16 protein-coding genes are annotated in these 20,702 nt (G+C 40.5%); 9 read left to right on the forward strand and 7 right to left on the reverse strand.

The features are described 5' to 3' along the window. Window positions 1–172 precede the first annotated feature (172 nt). Together V7K79_RS25985 and V7K79_RS25990 are read right to left on the reverse strand one after the other, a co-directional pair. Window positions 173–1,333, reverse strand: a complete 1,161-nt coding sequence (locus tag V7K79_RS25985) for a hypothetical protein (RefSeq protein WP_335051797.1) — start codon at window positions 1,331–1,333, stop codon at window positions 173–175. Between the two features lie 148 nt (window positions 1,334–1,481). Further along, window positions 1,482–2,000, reverse strand: a complete 519-nt coding sequence (locus tag V7K79_RS25990; RefSeq protein ID WP_335051799.1) for a hypothetical protein — start codon at window positions 1,998–2,000, stop codon at window positions 1,482–1,484. 241 nt (window positions 2,001–2,241) lie between these two features. Between V7K79_RS25990 and nfi the strand changes: the two genes are divergently transcribed. The 6 genes from nfi to V7K79_RS26020 all read left to right on the forward strand — a co-directional run bounded on the left by nfi (window position 2,242) and on the right by V7K79_RS26020 (window position 9,922). After that, window positions 2,242–2,907, forward strand: coding sequence for a deoxyribonuclease V (gene nfi, locus V7K79_RS25995; protein ID WP_335051801.1), 666 nt, complete (start codon window positions 2,242–2,244; stop codon window positions 2,905–2,907). 107 nt (window positions 2,908–3,014) lie between these two features. After that, window positions 3,015–3,566, forward strand: a complete 552-nt coding sequence (locus V7K79_RS26000; RefSeq protein WP_335051802.1) for an FHA domain-containing protein — start codon at window positions 3,015–3,017, stop codon at window positions 3,564–3,566. Window positions 3,567–3,634: 68 nt separating this feature from the next. Then, complete coding sequence (locus tag V7K79_RS26005) at window positions 3,635–5,593, forward strand: FHA domain-containing protein (protein ID WP_335051804.1); 1,959 nt, start codon at window positions 3,635–3,637, stop codon at window positions 5,591–5,593. A 329-nt stretch (window positions 5,594–5,922) separates the two neighbouring features. Further along, the gene (locus V7K79_RS26010) at window positions 5,923–6,654 is read left to right on the forward strand and encodes a class I SAM-dependent methyltransferase (RefSeq protein ID WP_335051806.1); all 732 of its coding nucleotides are present in this window, start codon (window positions 5,923–5,925) and stop codon (window positions 6,652–6,654) included. Between the two features lie 525 nt (window positions 6,655–7,179). Further along, window positions 7,180–7,710 (forward strand): hypothetical protein, encoded by a 531-nt coding sequence (locus tag V7K79_RS26015; RefSeq protein WP_335051808.1) that lies wholly within the window; start codon window positions 7,180–7,182, stop codon window positions 7,708–7,710. A 445-nt stretch (window positions 7,711–8,155) separates the two neighbouring features. Continuing rightward, window positions 8,156–9,922, forward strand: coding sequence for a tetratricopeptide repeat protein (locus tag V7K79_RS26020; protein WP_335051810.1), 1,767 nt, complete (start codon window positions 8,156–8,158; stop codon window positions 9,920–9,922). A gap of 102 nt (window positions 9,923–10,024) precedes the next feature. Here the strand turns inward: V7K79_RS26020 and V7K79_RS26025 are convergent, their stop codons facing one another. Next, window positions 10,025–10,522, reverse strand: coding sequence for a pentapeptide repeat-containing protein (locus tag V7K79_RS26025; RefSeq protein ID WP_335051812.1), 498 nt, complete (start codon window positions 10,520–10,522; stop codon window positions 10,025–10,027). A gap of 202 nt (window positions 10,523–10,724) precedes the next feature. On the opposite strand from V7K79_RS26025, the gene gcvT reads away from it, so the two are divergent. The 3 genes from gcvT to gcvP all read left to right on the forward strand — a co-directional run bounded on the left by gcvT (window position 10,725) and on the right by gcvP (window position 15,516). After that, a complete protein-coding gene (gcvT, locus tag V7K79_RS26030; protein ID WP_335051851.1) occupies window positions 10,725–11,861 on the forward strand; it encodes a glycine cleavage system aminomethyltransferase GcvT in 1,137 nt (378 codons plus the stop codon). A gap of 124 nt (window positions 11,862–11,985) precedes the next feature. Beyond that, entirely contained in the window at window positions 11,986–12,375 is a 390-nt protein-coding gene (gcvH, locus tag V7K79_RS26035) for a glycine cleavage system protein GcvH (protein WP_069072677.1), read from the forward strand. 180 nt (window positions 12,376–12,555) lie between these two features. Further along, on the forward strand, window positions 12,556–15,516 hold the full coding sequence (gene gcvP, locus V7K79_RS26040; RefSeq protein WP_335051814.1) for an aminomethyl-transferring glycine dehydrogenase: 2,961 nt from the start codon (window positions 12,556–12,558) through the stop codon (window positions 15,514–15,516). 120 nt (window positions 15,517–15,636) lie between these two features. Here the strand turns inward: gcvP and V7K79_RS26045 are convergent, their stop codons facing one another. The 4 genes from V7K79_RS26045 to V7K79_RS26060 all read right to left on the reverse strand — a co-directional run bounded on the left by V7K79_RS26045 (window position 15,637) and on the right by V7K79_RS26060 (window position 20,601). Continuing rightward, window positions 15,637–17,226, reverse strand: coding sequence for an alkaline phosphatase D family protein (locus tag V7K79_RS26045; protein ID WP_335051815.1), 1,590 nt, complete (start codon window positions 17,224–17,226; stop codon window positions 15,637–15,639). Window positions 17,227–17,454: 228 nt separating this feature from the next. Then, complete coding sequence (locus tag V7K79_RS26050) at window positions 17,455–18,006, reverse strand: PEP-CTERM sorting domain-containing protein (RefSeq protein ID WP_335051817.1); 552 nt, start codon at window positions 18,004–18,006, stop codon at window positions 17,455–17,457. Between the two features lie 900 nt (window positions 18,007–18,906). After that, window positions 18,907–19,779, reverse strand: a complete 873-nt coding sequence (locus V7K79_RS26055; RefSeq protein WP_335051819.1) for an SDR family oxidoreductase — start codon at window positions 19,777–19,779, stop codon at window positions 18,907–18,909. Between the two features lie 78 nt (window positions 19,780–19,857). Continuing rightward, window positions 19,858–20,601 (reverse strand): tetratricopeptide repeat protein, encoded by a 744-nt coding sequence (locus V7K79_RS26060; RefSeq protein ID WP_335051821.1) that lies wholly within the window; start codon window positions 20,599–20,601, stop codon window positions 19,858–19,860. Window positions 20,602–20,702 lie beyond the last annotated feature (101 nt).

Here is a 20,702-nt window from a genome sequence, read left to right on the forward strand (position 1 = left end):
GTGCCGATTTCAGGACATTCAGCAATATCCAAACCTTCTTCTTCGTAAAGAATGGCTGTTAATGTTTTGGTCTTTATAGGGTTTTATTTTGATCCAGACAGTCGAGCGATGCCTACGGCGGTAAGCTATGCACTGCTTTTTATAGTTTATCTTTCAGGTGCGCTCGCATTACTTAATTACCAAGGGAATTTTTCTCAGCGTAGTTTAAATTTCTTTGATATTCACTGATTTTTTGTTGAGCTACTATATAATTTTGGCTAGAAGATGGCACGGCTTTCATAAGTGCGATCGCAGCTTGCCACTGACTCACAACTGTTTTCCACTCATCTGGAGATTTTGCTGATTGAGTCAGGTTAGCTGCATTAATTGCTTTATTTACTGCCTCTCGGAATGTATCAGCTTTAAGTAACACAGTGGGCGGTTCTGAAGTTACTGGTGAGGGTATAACTAATACAGGCTTTAATGGTATTTGTGTTGAACTTTTAGAAGTTAGGGGGAATATTTCTACAAATCTTGAAGAAAAGTATATTCCTAGAGAAATTAAAAATATTATAAAAACGAACAATAACTTTTTATTTAAATTACGATCCTTACGTCGATTCTCGATAACTTTAACTTTTTTATTATTCGATAAATTCTTTGATCTTATTGTGTGTAAACCCATTTGCCCACGTAATATATTAAATTCCTTATCTATACTTAAATTAATATTTGATTCAGTTGTATTTTTTTCTTTGTTAACAGAATAAGCAGATATTATTTGCTGTCTTACCAAATATTTAATTTGATAAATTAATGCAGCGACAAAAACATATAAAAATTCAAATATTAATATTGTCTTATTATTGATATTTTCTATTTGTGTATAGTATTCAATTTGTTTATCATAACTAGGATAAAATAATGGTAGAAGTATTGTAGAAAAGAAAGCTGCTATCAGTGTAGAGATTGCAATTACAAGCCAAGCGTACAATCCTTCCCACCAACTCATTATTCCTGGTAATAATCCTTGTGTTCGACCTATTTCGGGTGTTTGAATTTCTGATACAAACCGACTAATAAGTAAGTATAAGTAATGATGAGTAAAAGAAATTATCGGAATTGGAGATAAGATTAATAATATTGTAAATAAAAAAAATAATTCCGGGCTGTGTACAAAAGATACGATATCATAGCCTATATTTCCAGCATTTTTGACTACAAATATAATAACTCTTAAAAATAGAGTCAAAATCAATGCTTTTAACCAAGAACTAGGATAAGGAAACCATAATGGCCAGTAAAACTTTTGTAGTTCTTGCTTAGTAACGTCTTGATTATTCACCTGTTTCATAACAATAAGTGCAAAAAACTGATAAATTGTTGTCTATCTTATGGTTGAGTATCTACATTTATAAGCAATATTGTCAGTTTGTTATATCGCTACGTAAAAATCTAGAAATGAGACTGTTTTTATATGATTGCATAAAAAAAATGAAATACTAACGTTCCTTTGTAATCACAGAAGAACCATTAGTAATGCTTACTTTTTGAATAAATACGTCACTACAAGATGATAAAATATCAGTACTGATTTGATTAGCAATAAACTCAAAATCTTGATTTGTTAATCCTTGTGCAGTATCGCCACTTAAATTAATACAAATAGTTAAAAGTTGAGGATTACTGGCAAATTCATTATCTACTGCTTCTAGTTGAGCTTCTGCTATGCCCAAATCAAACTCTTGACTCCAATCTGGAAAATTCTTATCTGTTTGTTGTCCAAAAACTTTGACTCTTTCAACAGATGTAGCCCCTAAAGCCGTTAACCCTTTACGGATAAATGCAACTAAAATTTGCTGATTTGGTACTTCGGCAGATTCTAGCATTACCTCCAAGCAAGCATCTTGGAAAATAACCTTTGCAGCGATTCCTTTGGGGTATAGGTGGCGGTTCATCAGAAATGCGATCGCTTCTGCATCTCCCTGTTTTGCAAGTTTTAGAATATTTGGCTGTGTCATAACCAGTAAAAGAGAAAATCTAGAAAAATAAACTTATATTCTCAGGATTCCCTCTTAACAGCCTTAAATAACATGATGATGAAAGATATCGGCTAACTTAGGCTAAAATATTTAGTATAAAGATAGTCATTCACAGACTTTTACAAAAAAATATTTTTCTGGCATCAACATTACAAAATATTGTTTTTGTGCTTACCAAATTAACAGAATTAAAATTAATCAGTTAATTTCAATTTTAAATATGAACTTTTATGGAGATCATGCTTGGCCTTCAACGCTAGAAGAAGCCATAGTTATCCAAGAAACGCTGCAAAATCAAGTAATTACTGAAGACCGACTGCAAGAACCTATTGAGTATGTTGCTGGAGTGGATATGGGTTTTGAAGCTGATGGAACTATTAGCCGTGCAGCAGTCGCAGTCTTGAGTTTTCCTGATTTGCAAGTAATCGAGACAAGCCTAGCACATCGTCCTACAACCTTTCCTTATGTTCCTGGGTTCCTTTCATTTCGGGAAATTCCGGCTGTCCTTGATGCCCTAGAAAAGATTAAAACAACACCAAATATTATCTTGTGTGATGGTCAGGGAATTGCTCATCCCCGCAAATTAGGTATAGCTAGCCATTTAGGGTTACTTATAGATATGCCGACAATTGGTGTAGCTAAGTCGAGGTTGATAGGTAAGCATGAAGAATTAGCAGAAACTAAAGGTAGCACCCAACCACTAATATATAACGGTGAAATTATTGGAGCAGTTTTGCGATCGCGCACAGGAGTAAAACCTCTGTATATCTCCAGTGGTCATCGAATTAGTTTACCGACAGCGATTGACTATGTATTACGCTGTACGCCCAAATATCGGCTGCCAGAAACTACACGCATCGCTGATAAACTAGCGTCAGCAAAATAAAGCTTGTTGAAGTTTTTTCTAAATACTTGCTTGCACCGACTCAATCGTGTTAGGAATCGCACAGAAAGAAGTTGAAGTAGCTAAATACGATTTACGAAGTTAGAACCATGAACGCACTAACTTTACAGTGGCACGATGCAGGTCAAGATAAAACTCAGAACATTTACGAACAACAGCCAAGTCAAAATCCTGGCACTGTCCGCATCGGTCGCGATCCCCTCCGGTGCGATATTCTTCTAAGTCATCCTACTGTATCTGGACTCCACGTTGAAATATTTTTTCATCACCAGCAACAGAGCTTTTATATCAGGAATTTGCGATCGCAAAATCCCCCGGTTGTCGATGGACGGCAATTAGTGCAAGGTGAAATGCCTTTAACTAAAGGTACTAGCATCTCTTTGGGACAAATAAAACTCAATGTTACAAGCGTTTCCACAGGTAGCATTCCAGCAACAATTTTGCTACCACCCAATCCAGTAGTAAACCTCGAACATCACCATCACCCACCAACACCCTCCGCACCACCGCCAGGGATTTATGGTTTAGAATGCCCCAAATGTCATAAAGTTTCCCCAGGAGAGAATCTACAAATTGGCTGTCATTGGTGTGGGACATCTTTAGCTGCGGCTGTGAGTGTGTTGGTAGCACCGGGTAGTTGAGAAGGAGGCAGGGGGCAGGAGGCAGGGGAGCAGGGGGCAGGGGGAGAATAACAAATGACAAATGACAAATGACAAATGACTTACAAATCCAATTGAGTTGGGAAGAACCTGCGACGGGTGAACGGCGAGAACCACTGTTAAGTATGCCGATCGCTTTTGGTCGAGAATTTGCTCGCTTACCTGCTGAACATAGAGGAATGCGCGTTTCTCGGATGCTACTTAACAGTAATGAAGTCTCTCGCTATCATGCCCTGATTGATTGGGAACAAGACCATTTAGTAGTGATTGACCAAGGCAGCGTTAACGGTGTCTATGTCAATGGTCAACCACAAACGCGCAGTGTTTTAGTTAATGGCGATACATTGCAAATTGGCCCATATTTGATCGCAGTGACATTTGGTGCTGGCGCGTCTGCACCAGATACCACCCCCCCTTCAACGATTCACTTCAACGCAAAGACTAATCGCCCAGACCCCAGCTTGCCTGTTGTTCAGCCGCCAATGCCCGTGGCAAGTAATTTCCCGCCATTGGCGTTTCAGGCTCAAGAGGTCTCTGTGCAAGCACTTCATGCTACGGGATTACCAGTAGATGAATCTGATTATCTAGCGATCGGGGCGGGATTGGGTAGCTTTTTATGGGCTGATTTGCTGAGAATTAGTGGTGTGCGTGCCGAGAAGATTGTGGCTTTGGGATTAGAGGCGGAACCTTATGCTCGTTACAAGCGCCTCTGTTTAAATTCGCAAATTCCTTTATATGAAAGACTGCGTTCTAATTCTGACTCTTGTCCCGATAATATTTGGGGTTGGCCTAGTTATGCCTTGCGTGAAGCTTGGGGAGACTTAGCCAAGGGAGAGATAAAGTCAGCATTCAAGTATTTATGGCAAGTGTTTGCCGAACCAACATTTGCAGAAACTTATACTCCTCGTGCGGGTAATGTCTTTGATTCCATAGATAGGGAGGCGAAGCGCATTGGCTGGAATCAAATTTATCGTTATGGACGAGTTAGGGTAATTCGCAAAACTGATGACGGTAGATATTGCGTAGCTTATTCTCGCGGACCAGGAGATTATGCTTTTTTAGTTAGTCGTTATTTACATTTAGCTACTGGGTATCCAGCAATTCAGTTTCTCCCAGATTTGCAAGCTTATAGGGAAAAATATCAAGACTTTACATCTGTCGTCAATGCTTACGAAGCCCACGATCGCATTTATGAGCAACTAGAGCAACATGGTGGTACGGTATTAATTCGGGGGCGGGGAATTGTAGCTTCGCGGATTGTGCAACGGATTTATGAAGCCAGAAAGCGAAATCGGAATATTGCAGTTTTGCATTTAATGCGATCGCCAAAACCCCAAGGTAATAAATTTCAACGAGCCACGCGCATAGTCAAAAATCACTACGAATTTCAACCCTTTAACTGGCCGAAAGCCTGTTGGGGCGGCGAACTCCGGGCAATGTTAGAAAAAGCCACCCCCGATGAACGCAAACGTTTACTAGCAGACTGGGGTGGAACTACCACCGCCGACCGCCACGACTGGCAGCAAATTACTGCTCAAGGGTTAAGCGAAGGCTGGTATCAAATTACCTTCGGTGAGGTTCTGGATGTAGAACGAGATGCCCAAAACCGGACTATTACCCGTATCCGAGAACAAAGCTTTGGGGAAATGAAATTGCTAGCTGATTTTATTGTTGATGCTACCGGACTGGATGCCAAGGTAGATGCCAATCCCCTGTTAGCAGATTTGGTGAAACATTACAACCTTCCAGTAAACCACTTGGGGCGATTGACTGTAGCGAACAATTTTGAACTAGTAGAAATGCGTAGCGCTCAAGGTCAAATGTATGCGGCTGGGGCGATTACTTTAGGTGGCCCTTATGCCGCAGTTGATAGTTTCTTAGGCTTGCAATACGCCGCATTAGTCGCCGTTGATGGACTCGCCGCCGCTCGTGCGCCTGGAGTTCAAAGGTTGAATGTTGTAAGTTCTTTTAGGCAGTGGTTGAAGTGGGTGTTAAATCAGTCGCCTTAGTATTAGGAGGCAGGGGGCAGGGGGCAGAGGGCAGGGGGGATAGAGTATTTATCTGGCTATTTTGAATAGTAAATCCCAACTTCGAGGATAAAAGGCGCAACGTCGAGGTTCAGATGCTCAAGTGCGATCGCTTATGAATTGCAACATCACTTAATATTGTCATCAGAAATTTATTTTTATGTAGCTGGAGAATTAAAAATGAACAACTGGTATTTTAATTTCTAGCATTTCACTTTTTTGTTAAGAAAGATGTGAATAATACATAGCACTACAACATCGAATAGGGAGAGTGAGATAATTACTTTAACTTACCATTGGTTGAGGCTCTAATGACTGAGCTATATGATACTATTGGCGGTGTTTACGAGCAGTTTAAAACTGTAGCTACATTACCGATCGCCGAAAAACTTACACTATTTAAGATTCTTGGTAATTTTCAAGAAAAAACCATTCTAGACTTAGCGTGTGGTACTGGCTTTTATAGCAGATTGTTGAAAGAACAAGGATCTGTAAAAGTTGTTGGTGTAGACATCTCACAGGAAATGGTAAACGTTGCACGCCAGCAAGAGATAAAAAATCCACTTGGAAATGAATATCAAGTGTTAGACATTGCCAAACTCCACAAGCTTGGCACTTTTGATTTAGTTACTGCCGTTTATCTTCTTAATTATGCAGAAAACAAAGAGCGTCTACTACAGATGCTTTGTAATATCCGCAAAAATCTAGCGTCAAACGGGCGTTTTGTTGCCATGACGATTAATCATAATTTTTCTCGGAAGAAATCAAATTCGACAAAGTATGGACTTACCGTACTCAAACAGGAACCTTTGTCAGAAGGCTTTTATTCGGAAGCTAAATTTCACACAAATCCACCATTTATGATTAAATACTTTGGGTGGAGTCAATCTATTTATGAATGGGCTGTGACAGAAGCCAGGTTTGAGAAGTTTTCATGGCATTCTATAGAAATTCCAAAGCAAGCAATAGAACAGTACACAGAAGATTACTGGCAAGATTTTTTAGACAATTGCTTAATCATAGGTCTAAGTTGTGAGAATTAACCTGATTTTTCATGGGAACTTCTCACCTTAGTACTTTGTCATATCAACTTTAAATAAAATCAAAGTTTAGGAGTAGTCAAAGCCATGCAAAAGCCAGTCACCAGGCTGGATTTATCTCCATTTCCTGTATCCTTTTGACAAATGTGCAATTACCTTAACCTCTAACGAATGCAATAGAGAATGAGTATCAGTATTCACGCGTAGCCTAGCAGAAACCGCAGGCATCGCACTCGATTACGATCGACATTTCCATATACAACTATTCACATTACCCAGTTCATTGAAAATCCTGTTCAATGCGTCGCTCAACAATATGTATGCTAGCGAGAATCGAATCGAGTAGTACTTATAGTGTAAGTCTATAGTTTAGCTACCTTGCTAACTAAATAATATAGAATTAGATTAGGATACTTATAGCAGTAGCAGCGGTATTTCTAATCGTCGCGTTCTGTTATCAGATAGCGCAAACCTAATCTCTTTCTAAAAAGAGAAATATATCTTTATAACCGATTTAGATCAACGATTATGAACCTTAAAAACATCTCCCCAAATTTTCCCCGTCGTCAAATTCTCAAAACTACTCTCACTTTTGTGACTGGCTTAACCACGACATCACTGTTATCTTTTTTGATTACTAAATCTATAAAGCCAGCACAAGCAATTGTTGTACAACGACCAAATGAATTTGAACTTGAAGGTAAAGGTATTAACATCAAGTATTCAATCCTCAATGGAGTTCCAGAACTTGATTACAAAACTAAAAATATTTCTGAACATTTCAGTGGCGACCAAATTCAGACATTACCTACTGATATCGGTACACTACTGACGATAATTATTAGCAAACCACCAAATCCTAATTTTGGAGGAAATGTAGTTAAACTGAGTTTACTCTTACCAAGTATCAACCTACCGATTGGAACTCGAGAAACTTCTGTTCAAACCGAAGCCATTTTAACTACTGAAAGAACATCAGGAACTATTCGTACTCCCTTGTTTGGACAATTACAGTCATATCAAACTATAGTACTTACCGGAACCGCAAGATACAGCTAGATACAGTCTAATTTCTGAAATGAATTCTTTTGGAAAACAAATTATCAATTATCCCTAAACTCGCAATCCGGTTTTAGTAAGAATATTTGTAGGTTGGGTTGAACGAAGTTAAATCCAACAAATCCAATATGTTGTGGAGTTTCTTTTCTCAATCCAACCTACAAATTTTCATTTTTGGGCTTAACCAGAACTAATCGAACCCTATTGCCTTGACTATGCCAATGGTATTTTTACCCTAAGAGGTTGTTTGAAAAGGGTCGGCTTGAGCCTCAAGTGCAACTCAGGGGCGCAATCTCAAATCCCAAAACTCCGATTCTCTCGTGGCAGTTTCTCGGTAGCCAGGGTAGTGAAACACACGCTCTTAGACTTTTCAAACATCCTCTAAAGAGAAGAGACTTCCAAATAGAGATAAAACTAGAATAAAAATAAACTTTACAAGCTATTTATGCAATGGGCTAATTTTATAGCAAAAGAAGCTGCTAAGAATGGCTTATCTCAAGAGCAAACAGCAGCTTTTGCAAAATATTTTCAGACAGAAAATTTAGGTAAAACTAAAGTCAAACTTGCCAGTGAATTAAATTTTGATATTGCTGCTTTCACAAAGTGGGTAAGTGAGATATATGACAAGTTTGCCCAGAATAATCCTGAGTTTGCTACTTTCAACAATCGAAACAAACTAGAAAAGTTACAAGCTTATCTAAGCGTAAAATATAATAGCGAATTGGATGTCCTCAAACCATTAGCAGCGATGAAATTATTAAAATCGCTAGTGGTTCGGGAACGACTGCAACAAGAAGCTTGGGTTGCCAGAAGAATTTGTAAATTTTTGGGATATTTGCCTTTAGCGTTAGAGTTAGTGGGACGATATCTAGATAAAATGCCAAACTTGTCTCTGGAAACACTGCTGAAGCGGCTAGAGAAGAAACGAGTGGAACATAAACTAGTAGTCAATACTAACTCATTGATCCCTGATGAATACGGTGTAGTTGAAGCCTTTGAATTGAGTTGGGAACAGTTGGATGAAAATGCCCAAAGCTTTGGCTGTTTGCTAAGTTTGTGTGCTTTAGCTGACATACCTCTATCTGTTGAGACAGTAGAAGATGACAAAAAACAACAACTCAACGAGAAAGCCATAGCCGATTTACTAGAATTACATTTGCTACAACAGAAAAGTAAAGGAATTTATCGTCTAAATCCACAGATTCGGCAACTTTTCCAAATGAAGTTGGATAAGTCAGGTGAAGCGGATGAAGCAAAAACTAAATTTGCAGCCATGATGTTAGAGGTAGCAAAGCTAATTCCGCAACAGGTTAACCCTGAAGACATTCTCAACATCACTCCACATATCCCGCACATTACAGAAGTTGCAACTTACCTATCTGAATATCTGGGCGATGAAAATCTAATTACTCTGTTTACCAAATTAGCCTGGTTTTATCAAGCTCAAGGACTTTATCAGCATGCAGAACCTTGGTTGCAACGGTGTGTAGAAATAACTCAAAATCGTCTTGGTTTAGAACATATCGATGTCGCCACTAGTCTGAACAATTTAGGATTACTCTACGAATCTACAGGACGCTACAGCGAAGCCGAACCCTTGCTTGAGCAAGCTTTAGCACTGAGAAAGCGCCTGCTAGGAGAAGAACATAGCGATGTCGCCACTAGCCTCAGCTATTTAGCATTAATCTACGAATCTACAGGACGCTATAGCGAAGCCGAACCTTTGTATGAGCAAGCTTTAGAACTGTGGAAACGCCTAGTAGGAGAAGAACATCCCCATGTTGCCACGAGTCTGAACAATTTAGGAGCATTGTACTGTTATACAAGACGCTACAGTGAAGCTGAACCCCTACTCAAACAAGCATTAAAACTGAGAAAACGCTTGCTAGGAGATAACCATCCTGATGTTGCCACCAGTCTGAACAACTTAGCACAACTTTACGAATCTACAGGAAGTTACAAGCAAGCCGAACCTTTGTATCAGCAAGCTTTAGAACTCAGTAAACAGCTGCTGGGAAATAACCATCCTGATGTCGCCATTAGCCTGAACAATCTAGCAGCACTTTACCGTTATACAAAACGCTACAGGAAAGCCAAACCCTTATTTGAGAAAGCTTTGAAAATTTGCGAACGGACTTTAGGTATGAGCCATCCGACAACTATGACGGTTCGGGCAAATCATGCCAGCTTTTTAAGAGAAGCATATCACTAGCGATCGCCTCCGGCACGCTACGCGATCGCTGCGCGTAATTCGTAATTCGTAATTCGTCAAAAAATTTTCCCCTCTCCACTAGCGAAGAAGAGGGGTTAAAATTTACTTACATCCTAAAGATTTGCGAGTCTCCACACCAGTTTTAGAATTCACACCACTTGCCTTAATACAAAGCTTTTTCACTTGTATTCCATCTAAAATTGCATTTGTAAAATCAGTACCTGTTATATCTACGCCATCAAAAGTAGAACGTAACATCATTGCATCAGTCAACACAGCATCACTTAAATCAGCATCCTTAAACTTCGTTAAATAGGCTATGCCTTCACTAAAATCAGCACCATGCAGATTTACTCCCTCTAATACACTACTGTTAAATACGCCACCACGTAAGTCAGTATTGCTAAAATTAGCATTTTCTAATTTGAGATTGGTAAACTCATTACCAATTAAGCTTTGACCAGAGTAATCCTTGCCCTTAAGCTCATCATTACCCACAGAACGGGTAATACTGGAAGAACTTGCAGCTTGTGCCGATAGGGGGAACAAAAAAAGAACCATAGCTAAGACAAAGCTAGCTAACAGTCGCCAATATTTCATAATCTCTTCTTAATAAATCTCAACACTTTCACCATTAACTATTAAACCTTACAGAAGGGAATAGGGTGTAGGTTACAGGGTACAGATTATTTCCTATCCCCTGTCCCCTTGTCCCCTGTCCCCTGTCACCTCTCCCTTATCCCCTCTTCCCTAATCTCTCGTAGGATGATAGATGTTGAGGTGCGATCGCAATAAATTACCTGTGGCTAATCAAGAAGACAACGCCCAATCTCTGGCGCGAACCCCCTTATATCAACTGGGTTTAGAACTCAAAGCACGCCTTACCAGCTTTGGCGGCTGGGAAATGCCCGTGCAATTTAGTGGAATTAGCCGCGAACACGAGGCTGTAAGAAATACAGCCGGAATGTTCGATATTTCCCACATGGGCAAATTTACTCTCCAAGGTAAAAACCTGATTTCCCAACTCCAGCCACTAGTGCCTTCCGACTTGAGTCGTTTGCAACCCGGCCAAGCACAATATACCGTATTGTTAAATCCCCAAGCCGGAATTATTGACGACATCATTGTTTATTATCAAGGTGAAGACACCACTGGTATACAAAAGGCATTCATCATAGTCAATGCAGCAACTTCTGGTAAAGATAAAGCATGGCTATTGCAACACCTTGACTTGGATAAATTACAATTCCAAGACCTTTCACCAGATAAAGTCTTAATTGCCGTGCAAGGGCCAAAAGCGATTAAATACCTCCAGCCATTAGTGCAAGAAGACTTACAACCAATTAAAGCCTTCGGACATTTAGAAGCGACCCTACTAGGTAAACCTGCCTTTTTGGCCCGCACAGGTTACACCGGAGAAGATGGCTTTGAGGTGATGGTAGACCCGAATGTGGGAGTAGAATTGTGGCAAACGCTACATAAAAGTGGTGTTATCCCCTGTGGACTCGGTGCGAGAGACACTCTGCGGCTAGAAGCAGCGATGGCACTTTACGGACAAGATATCGATGAAATCACCACACCCTTAGAAGCAGGTTTGGGGTGGCTAGTTCATTTAGATACTAAAGGCAATTTTATTGGTCGGGAAGTTTTAGCACAACAAAAAGCCGCTGGAGTGCAGCGCCGATTGGTAGGTTTGCAAACCCAAGGACGCAACATAGCCCGTCATGGTTATCAAGTGTTATCCGCAGGTAAAGTTGTGGGAGAAGTTACTAGTGGCACTCTGTCACTTACACTAGGTTATCCCATTGCCTTAGCTTACATTTCCACCCAGCTAGCAACTGTCAATCAGCAGCTAGAAGTCGAAATTCGCGGCAAAGCTTATCCAGCAGTTATAGTTAAACGTCCCTTTTATCGGTCAAAAAATCGTGTTATCAACTGATAAGCGCCAAGGTTTTTGAGGAATAATGTGTTGTGAGTTATTCAACTACACTAAGGTTCATGACCAGATATAACTTGGATGACTGTTAAGGAAATAATTTTTTTGAGAAGGGAGAGGAAGTGATATGTCTTTTGAATATCCTCAAGATTTCAGATACCTGGATTCTCATGAATATGTGCGAATCGATGGTGAAATTGCCACCATTGGCATTACTGAGTTTGCCGTACATGAATTGGGTGATATCGTCTTTTTGGAACTGCCAGAAATTGGCGACGCTCTTACCAGGGGAGAAAACTTTGGCACAATTGAATCAGTGAAAGCCGTTGAAGAACTGAATTCGCCAGTAACAGGCACTGTTATAGAACGCAACGAAGCTTTAATTAATTCTCCTGAAGAAGTGTCAGAAGACCCATACGGGGAAGGGTGGTTTTTGAAAGTGCGTGTCAATGACCCTGGCGAAGTTGAGGATGCCTTGACAGCAGATGAGTATCGCGCCCAAGTAGAAGGAGAGTAACGAGTAGGGAGTGGGGGATGAGGGGACAAGGAGGACAAGCTAAAATTTTCTCCCTTGTTTCCCCTATCCCTGACTCCGACCGAAAATAAGTCATGAAATTTAGAGAAATTGAAAAGTTACACTTACTTCTTATGAGTATTTATTGCAAAATATTAAATAGTACCATCTGGAGAGTAATTTGTGGTATTAAACGCCCCTATTCTCAAGTCTAATGAGCAGCAAGTGCTGGACGAAAAAAGTCAAAAGTTAAGTAGTTTTGTGCCAAGACACATTGGCCCTAACTTTGATGATATTCAGCAAATGCTTAAGGTTTTGGAGTTTTCCAGCCTGGATGCCCTAATTGACCAAACAGTTCCACAGGCAATTCGGTTAAAGCAACCGCTAAAGTTACCAGAAGCAGAAAGTGAGTATGCAGCACTGGCATCATTAAAAAAAGTTGCTGCCAAAAATCAGATTTTCCGTTCATACATTGGTATGGGCTATTACGACAGTATTACCCCACCTGTGATTGGGCGTAACATCCTAGAAAACCCCGGTTGGTATACAGCCTATACTCCTTATCAACCAGAAATTGCCCAAGGGCGACTTGAAGCGCTGCTAAATTTTCAAACCCTGATTATTGACCTCACAGGTTTAGAAATTGCCAATGCTTCGTTACTTGATGAAGCCACAGCCGCCGCTGAAGCGATGAGCTTAAGCTATGGTGTTTCTAAAAATCACGCAGATGCTTATTTTGTCTCTAATGACTGCCATCCCCAAACTATCGACGTGTTGCAAACACGCGCTCAACCATTAGGGATTAAGATTATTGTCGGCGATCATCAAACATTTGATTTCGAGCAACCAATTTTTGGGGCTGTTCTGCAATACCCGGCAAGTGATGGCACTATTTACGACTACCGCGCTTTTATAGAAAAAGCTCATGCTAAGGGTGCATTGGTGACGGTAGCAGCAGATCCTTTAAGTTTAACTTTACTGACTCCTCCTGGAGAATTTGGCGCTGATATTGCTGTAGGAAGCACTCAGCGATTCGGTATTCCTTTGGGGTTTGGGGGACCTCATGCGGCATACTTTGCGACCAAGGAAGAGTATAAACGGCTGGTTCCAGGGCGAATTGTGGGTGTATCAAAAGATGCCCAAGGTAAGCCTGCATTACGTCTTGCCTTGCAAACCCGCGAACAGCACATCCGCCGCGAAAAAGCTACTAGTAATATCTGTACTGCACAGGTATTGTTGGCGGTGATGGCAAGTATGTACGCTGTCTATCATGGCCCTACTGGACTGAAGCAAATTGCCGAAAATATCCATTCTTTGACGGTATTACTGGCTGAAGGACTGAAGCGTTTGGGTTACAGTATCAGTTCCAAAGATTTCTTTGATACGCTACGAGTAGAACTGGGAAGACGCAATTTAAAAGATATTCTGACAGTTAGCGAACAACTTAAAATTAACCTACGGGTTTTTGATGCCACTGCTGTTGGTATTTCGCTGGATGAAACAACTACGCCAGAAGATTTAATCGACCTCTGGCAGATTTTCGCTGGTACAGATGATTTACCCTTTACTTTAGAAGACTTAGCTTCTTCTTCATCGTTTCATCTTCCTCTCTCCCGTACCAGTACATATCTCACCCATCCCGTCTTTAACCGCTATCACTCAGAAACTGAGTTATTGCGCTATCTGCACAGGCTAGAAAGCAAGGACTTGTCGCTAACTACATCGATGATTCCTTTGGGTTCTTGCACAATGAAGTTGAATGCGACAGCTGAGATGATTCCGGTAAGTTGGGAAGAATTTGGCAAAATTCATCCATTTGCCCCAGCATCGCAAACTCAAGGTTATCAAATCCTGTTTAAGCAACTTGAGACATGGTTAGCTGAAATTACTGGGTTTGCCGCAATTTCTCTGCAACCAAATGCTGGTTCTCAGGGTGAGTATACAGGACTTTTAGTGATTCGCCATTATCACAAAAATCGGGGTGAAGGACACCGGAATGTTTGTTTGATTCCTACCTCCGCACATGGGACAAATCCAGCAAGTGCAGTGATGTGCGGGATGAAGGTAGTGGCGGTTACTTGTGATTCACAAGGTAATATTGACGTTGATGACCTGAAGGCTAAGGCAGAAAAACATAGCAATGAACTCGCCGCCTTGATGGTGACATATCCTTCAACTCACGGTGTCTTTGAAGAAGCGATTCAGGAAATCTGCGCTGTTGTTCATAGTCACGGCGGACAAGTTTACATGGATGGGGCAAATATGAACGCCCAAGTAGGAATTTGCCGTCCTGGAGATATTGGCGCGGATGTTTGTCACTTGAATTTGCATAAAACCTTCTGTATTCCTCATGGTGGCGGTGGCCCTGGTATGGGCCCTATTGGGGTAGCCTCTCATCTCGTGCCATTTTTGCCGGGACATGCTGTGGTAGGGACTGGGGACTTGGGACTGGGGACTAGGAAAGAGGAAATTCCCAATACCCAATCCCCAATCCCCAGTACCCAACGTATTGGGGCTGTGGCGGCTGCGCCTTGGGGTAGTGCGAGTATTCTGGTGATTTCTTGGATGTACATTGCCATGATGGGGGTAGATGGTTTAACCCAAGCTACTAAGGTGGCAATTCTCAACGCTAACTACATTGCCAAAAAACTGGAATCGTACTATCCGGTTTTGTATCAAGGGAAAAATGGTTTAGTTGCCCATGAGTGTATTTTAGATTTGCGATCGCTCAAAAAATCAGCTGCGATCGAAATCGATGATGTAGCCAAGCGTCTGATTGATTATGGTTTCCATGCGCCGACTGTCTCCTGGCCTGTAGGGGGTACAATCATGGTGGAACCTACAGAAAGTGAATCTAAACAAGAGTTGGATCGTTTCTGTGATGCGTTGATTTCTATTCGCCAAGAAATAGCCGAAATAGAATCAGGTAAGGTGGATGCCCAAGATAATGTTTTGAAGAACGCACCCCATACTGCCGAAAGTCTCATCGCTGGAGAATGGCAACATCCTTATTCTCGCGAACAAGCTGCCTACCCTGCACCTTGGACTCGTGAGTATAAATTCTGGCCTGCTGTTGGTCGTATTGACTCAGCTTTTGGGGATAGGAATTTTGTTTGTTCTTGTCTGCCAATGGATGCTTATTAAACTGAAGTGAAGAGTTAGGAGTTAGGAATTAAAACTCCTAACTCCTGCCTTCGATAAACACTGATGATTTACCTGTTTCTATATATGATTGTCTGGTTGTAATACCTGGGAATTAAACGATTAGGCTTGTTGTATTTCTGGACGACCATCTTCTACCACAAAAGAAGCCCGCTTACTAAGCGTGCCATTCGGGGTTGTGACGTTTGATAAAACTAGATAATCTGTCTTGCAGCTTGTGGGAGTCAGCGCACAACGAACATACCCCCGTTGACCGTTAAAGAATTTAATGTGTGGGTTATCGGGTAAGTAAGCTTCAACATTTGGGCTGGTATCTGCCCCATCTCCACCGGAAGTTATTGAGGTACAGACGAATTCACTTCCGACCGCAGCAGATTTTGGGTTATTAAAGTCAGCCTTTAAATTCATTGCCCAATTGGAATGGATATCGCCTGATAAGACTATTGGATTAGATGGTTTGCGCTGTTCTAAAAAACGCATAAGGCGATCGCGCGAAGCCACATAACCATCCCACTTATCCATGCTGTAGGTTCCGCCTTCTCCTGGTTTTGTATCTATCTGAGCAACTACAACTTGCTGGGCTAAAACGTTCCACTTAGCCTGTGAACTATTTAAACCATCATATAGCCAATTTTCCTGACGCTTGCCGGTAATCGTTGCATTCGGATCTAAATTTTCTGGGCAACGTTCTTTATTGCCATCACCACATGGCTGATCGGTGCGATATTGGCGGGTATCTAGGACATGGAAGGTCGCTAAGTTACCAAAGGAGAGCCGACGGAAAAGTTGCATATCGGGGCCAACGGGACGCGAGAAGGGGCGCAGTGGCATGTGTTCGTAGTAAGCTTGATAGGCAGCAGCCCGTCGTTGCAGGAAGATTGCCGGGTTTTGATCTGGTTCAGTATCGACTTCCGAAATGTCGTTAGCGTAGTTGTTTTCTACCTCATGGTCATCCCAGGTGACAATCCAAGGAAAGGCTGCATGAGCTGCTTGCAGATTGGTATCAGTTTTATAGAGGGCGTGACGGTTGCGGTAATCTTCCAAGGTGAGAATTTCGGCACTGTTGTGCTTTCTGGGGCGATTATTTGATATTCCTCCTTCATAAATGTAGTCTCCCACATGGACTACTAAGTTGAGATCATCTTGGGCAATATATTTGTAGGCAGTATAGTATCCCTGCTCATAGTGCTGACAGGAGACAAGGGCAAAGTTTAATTTATTTAAGTAGCCACCTGCTAGAGGAGCTGTACGAGTGCGACCAATCGGGCTAGCGTCTTGGCCGACAAGAAACCGATACCAGTACCAAGTATCAGATTGTAGTCCTTCTACTACAACTCGAACAGAGTGAGCTAGTTCTGGAGTTGCCAGTACCGTACCTCTGGAGACAATACGCCTCATATCGGGATCGGTTGCTACTTCCCAGCGAATCGGTACATTAACAGGTGGCATTCCACCTCCGTTTAAGGGTTCAGGAGCCAGACGAGTCCAAATCACTACGCTGGTAGGATAGGGATCGCCCGATGCTACACCCAAAGAGAAAGGATAATTGGAAAATCTACTTGTAGCGATCGCTCTTTGAGGAGAAAATTGATTAGCGATCGCTAAACCAGACAATGCTCCTGCCCCGATAATTAAGTTGCGTCGTTTGATTCGACTGTGCAGTAACTGCTCAAAATTCCGGTAATTTCCCATTCTCTACTCCTGGCTAACAAGTAAGTTAAAGTACAGCAATAGCTAACACGAAGAAGGCAGAGTAATACTAAACAAACTCGAAACTAATTCTCTTTCCAAAATCAAGTTTGAATTCTCAATTTTTCTCTTACTTAGTATCTTTGTGTTAGATATTCTTTTGCCACATAAAAGCCTACTAACAAAAGATTAATGCTTGGCAAAGAATGCGTTAATATCAACTTAATCAAGTTAGATTTTAATCTTTTTTCTTGAGGTCACCTTTCTCTTCATCATCCAACCAAAGCTACAAGCAAAAAGAGCGCCAACTAAGGGTGTAGATTCAGGTACTTGTCTATAAGAAACTGTACCTGATCTAAGTTCAGCATTTGGAGAATTTTTAGAGAAACTTGTAAAATCCTCACCAATAATTTCATAACTTATAGAACTGGAAGGATTAGCTTTATCATTGAACTGATAATCTAAGGCAAAATATTTTTTTCCTGTTAAAGACGTGCTTGAAAAAATAAGAGGAAAATCTGGGTAGTTAGCATCATCTTTTTGCGTATAAACGTTAGAGTCACCATCGAATTTAAAAGAAAGTGACTTAATGGCAGCTTCGGGATTATAGTCACTACTGAAGGTAGAGTCATCAAAGCTAAAAAAGCCATTTCCCTTAGTTACTGGGCTATCAACTGTGAAAGTGTAATTAAGAATTGCAGCAGATGCAGGTTTTGCATCTACTGTAGCAAAACCTAAAGTAAGAGTAGCAGCAGTAATCAATAGTTTTGGAACCAATTTCATTTCTATTGTCCTCACCATACAACTTCTATAAGCAATGTAATTAAAAGCTAAAAAATAGCTTTTATCTTACTTAATTATTTGCCAAATGGACATTTATAACTGGTAATTACAGTTAAAAAAAAATGATTTTTTTATTTAGTTTTTTAAAAAACTAAATAAAAAGAAACAACTGTCCAATTGTTTGTAAGCATCTCATTTTAAAATTATGAGTTTAAGCAAACTTTAATTAAAGGTAAAAATAAAATTTAATTTAACTTTGACAATGAAAAATTTAGTCGATAAGCACAGGGCAAAGGTATCTAAATAATAGTGGAATACAGCAATAATGCAATCAGATATGACTTTCAGGAAATTAAATTTTCGCTTTTATAGGAATAATTATCATTAAGAGGAGAGAAAGGAAAAAGAAACCGTCTCTTGCTTATTAAAGAAGGGAGCAACATAATTTTGTAAAATTGGAGTTAAATTATTACTTATTCCTCTTCTGTCACTCTCCGGGAGGGCAATCGCTATAAGCCTTATGAGGCAATCAATACAAGCTATACTATTAGAAAAAATTGGTCTTGTATTTGTTATTAGAAAATAATCGTGCGTAGGCGTAGCCCGTCGTAGACATCGCTTGCTATACAAAAGCTCTAGAATTCAGAAATGGTAAATGTTTTCGGAGAGTGACAGAAGAGGGTTATAGCCGTAGTCACACAGGTTAGGACATAAGGATGGGGTGAATACTAGAGTTAGCAATAGTTTTGCCTCCTGCCCTCTGCCTTCTGCCTCCTGCCTCCTGCTATACATCACCAAATTCTCAATAAAACCAGGTTTTTTCATTGCGACCGCGTAGCGTACCGGAGGTAATCGCATCCCCAAATAGCCTATTTCCGTTTTTAGTTCTCACACTCAGCCTTAACTTAATTGTATTGCTTCTAATTCTTCCCTTACAGATAAAGGCTGATACCCCAATGCAAAAGCTTGGGAACTATCCAAAGAAACATCTGTTGGTCTAGGTGCTGCCATTTTCACATCTTGTTGTCGGCAGGATTTAAGCTGAGTGGCGGGAAGTTGAAACACTTCCACTAATATCTGTCCAAAATCATAACGTGAAATCCGCTCTTTCCCACCTAAGTGAATGATGCCATTAACTTTTTCTAATGCTAATAAAAGTCCTTTGGCGGCAGATGTTCCACTTACTGGTGTCCGAAATTCATCTATAAATAAACTTAGTTCTTTGTCGGCTTGTAAAGTTTGAATAAATGGTTGAATAAAGCTTTTAGCTGTGGGTGTTGCTGCACCAAACATCAACGGCATTCGACACACTGCGGTCATGGGATACCTTTTTAGCATATCTGCTTCTGCGATCGCTTTTTGCTCACCGTAAAGATTGACAGGACATACGGCATCTGTTTCTCGATATGGAGCATTTAAACCATCAAAAACCAAGTCAGTTGAGGTAAAAGCACAAGGAATTGAATTATCCGCGCAAAGTCCGGCAATATTGCAGGATGCCATAACATTAATTGCGTGCGATTCTTCGGGGTGGGTTTGACAAAAATTTGGTTGCGAATGTGCAGCAGTATGAATAACTGCTGCTGGTTTGACATCGTTAAAGATACGTTTCAATTCCTGAAAGTTTGTTAAGTTCGCTTTTAAAATTTTCATCCCAGGAATCTCTAAAGGATAGGATAAATAAGTGCCATAAATATCCCATTCTTGTTTGGCAAGCTGGCAAAGATGCCATCCTAAAAAGCCACTTGCTCCGGTGATTAACAATTTTTTCATGTTTAATCAAAAACCGTTCAAGAAAAAATCCTTGCTATAGCAGGCTTATATTTTACACTGAGTAGTGGTAATAAAAAACTATTGCAGTAATTTTTGAAACTGCTTTTCACTACGTATTTTGCTAAAGTCGGGGTCAGTTTTTGCTAATTTCTTGTATTTATCAGGAACAAGCTTGATTGCTTTGTTTAGGTTCTCAATTGCTAATTCCAGATTGCTTTGTAAAGCATAAGAGCAAGCTTTGTTGTAATATGCTTGGTGCAAATCTTGCTTGATGGCGATCGCTTTATTATAAGATACAAGAGCATCTTGATAGCGGTGCAGCTTTGTCAGAGCAATGCCTCGGTTAATTAAAGCTTCATATTTGTCGGGTTTGATGGCGATCGCTTTATTATAAGATACAAGAGCATCTTGGTAGCGTTGCAAGGATGTGAGGGCGATGCCACGATTATACCAAGCTTCATATTTGTCAGGTTTGATCGCGATCGCTCTATTATATGATCCAAGAGCGTCTTGGTAGCGTTGCAACGATGTGAGGGCTATGCCCCGGTTAATCCAAGCTTCAGGATTCTCAACTTTGATAGCGATCGCTTGATCGTAAGCTTTTATGGCATCTTCATAATTTTGTCTATCTAATAAATTATTACCTTGATGAAAAAAATCTTCTGCTTTTTGTGTAGCCTTCGCTTCTATGAAAAGTTGGGTTACATTGCTTTCTTGGACAACCTGTGTAGTATTTTCCGCCGATGAGTTTGCCCCATCACTACAGCCAAATGCCAAGAAAGCTATTAAGCCAGATGCAAGGAAGCAGTGCCTAAAAACCATGCTGTACCTACAAAAATTATTAGATGGTGTTAAAATCTGTTAGTTTTTTGAGTATTATCAAAATACACTAGTTTTTACCCATTAATTTATTTATATTTTTT

The sequence above is a fragment of the Nostoc sp. genome (assembly GCF_036917575.1).
Lineage (GTDB): Bacteria > Cyanobacteriota > Cyanobacteriia > Cyanobacteriales > Nostocaceae > Nostoc.

Coding starts and splice junctions, on each gene's coding strand:
- V7K79_RS26010 (WP_335051806.1), top strand. CDS start 5,923: ATGACTGAGCTATATGATACTATTGGCGGTGTTTACGAGCAGTTTAAA.
- V7K79_RS26000 (WP_335051802.1), top strand. CDS start 3,015: ATGAACGCACTAACTTTACAGTGGCACGATGCAGGTCAAGATAAAACT.
- V7K79_RS26055 (WP_335051819.1), bottom strand. CDS start 19,779: ATGAAAAAATTGTTAATCACCGGAGCAAGTGGCTTTTTAGGATGGCAT.
- V7K79_RS26060 (WP_335051821.1), bottom strand. CDS start 20,601: ATGGTTTTTAGGCACTGCTTCCTTGCATCTGGCTTAATAGCTTTCTTG.
- nfi (WP_335051801.1), top strand. CDS start 2,242: ATGAACTTTTATGGAGATCATGCTTGGCCTTCAACGCTAGAAGAAGCC.
- V7K79_RS26015 (WP_335051808.1), top strand. CDS start 7,180: ATGAACCTTAAAAACATCTCCCCAAATTTTCCCCGTCGTCAAATTCTC.
- V7K79_RS25990 (WP_335051799.1), bottom strand. CDS start 2,000: ATGACACAGCCAAATATTCTAAAACTTGCAAAACAGGGAGATGCAGAA.
- V7K79_RS26025 (WP_335051812.1), bottom strand. CDS start 10,522: ATGAAATATTGGCGACTGTTAGCTAGCTTTGTCTTAGCTATGGTTCTT.
- V7K79_RS26005 (WP_335051804.1), top strand. CDS start 3,635: ATGACAAATGACTTACAAATCCAATTGAGTTGGGAAGAACCTGCGACG.
- V7K79_RS26045 (WP_335051815.1), bottom strand. CDS start 17,226: ATGGGAAATTACCGGAATTTTGAGCAGTTACTGCACAGTCGAATCAAA.
- V7K79_RS25985 (WP_335051797.1), bottom strand. CDS start 1,333: ATGAAACAGGTGAATAATCAAGACGTTACTAAGCAAGAACTACAAAAG.
- gcvH (WP_069072677.1), top strand. CDS start 11,986: ATGTCTTTTGAATATCCTCAAGATTTCAGATACCTGGATTCTCATGAA.
- V7K79_RS26020 (WP_335051810.1), top strand. CDS start 8,156: ATGCAATGGGCTAATTTTATAGCAAAAGAAGCTGCTAAGAATGGCTTA.
- V7K79_RS26050 (WP_335051817.1), bottom strand. CDS start 18,006: ATGAAATTGGTTCCAAAACTATTGATTACTGCTGCTACTCTTACTTTA.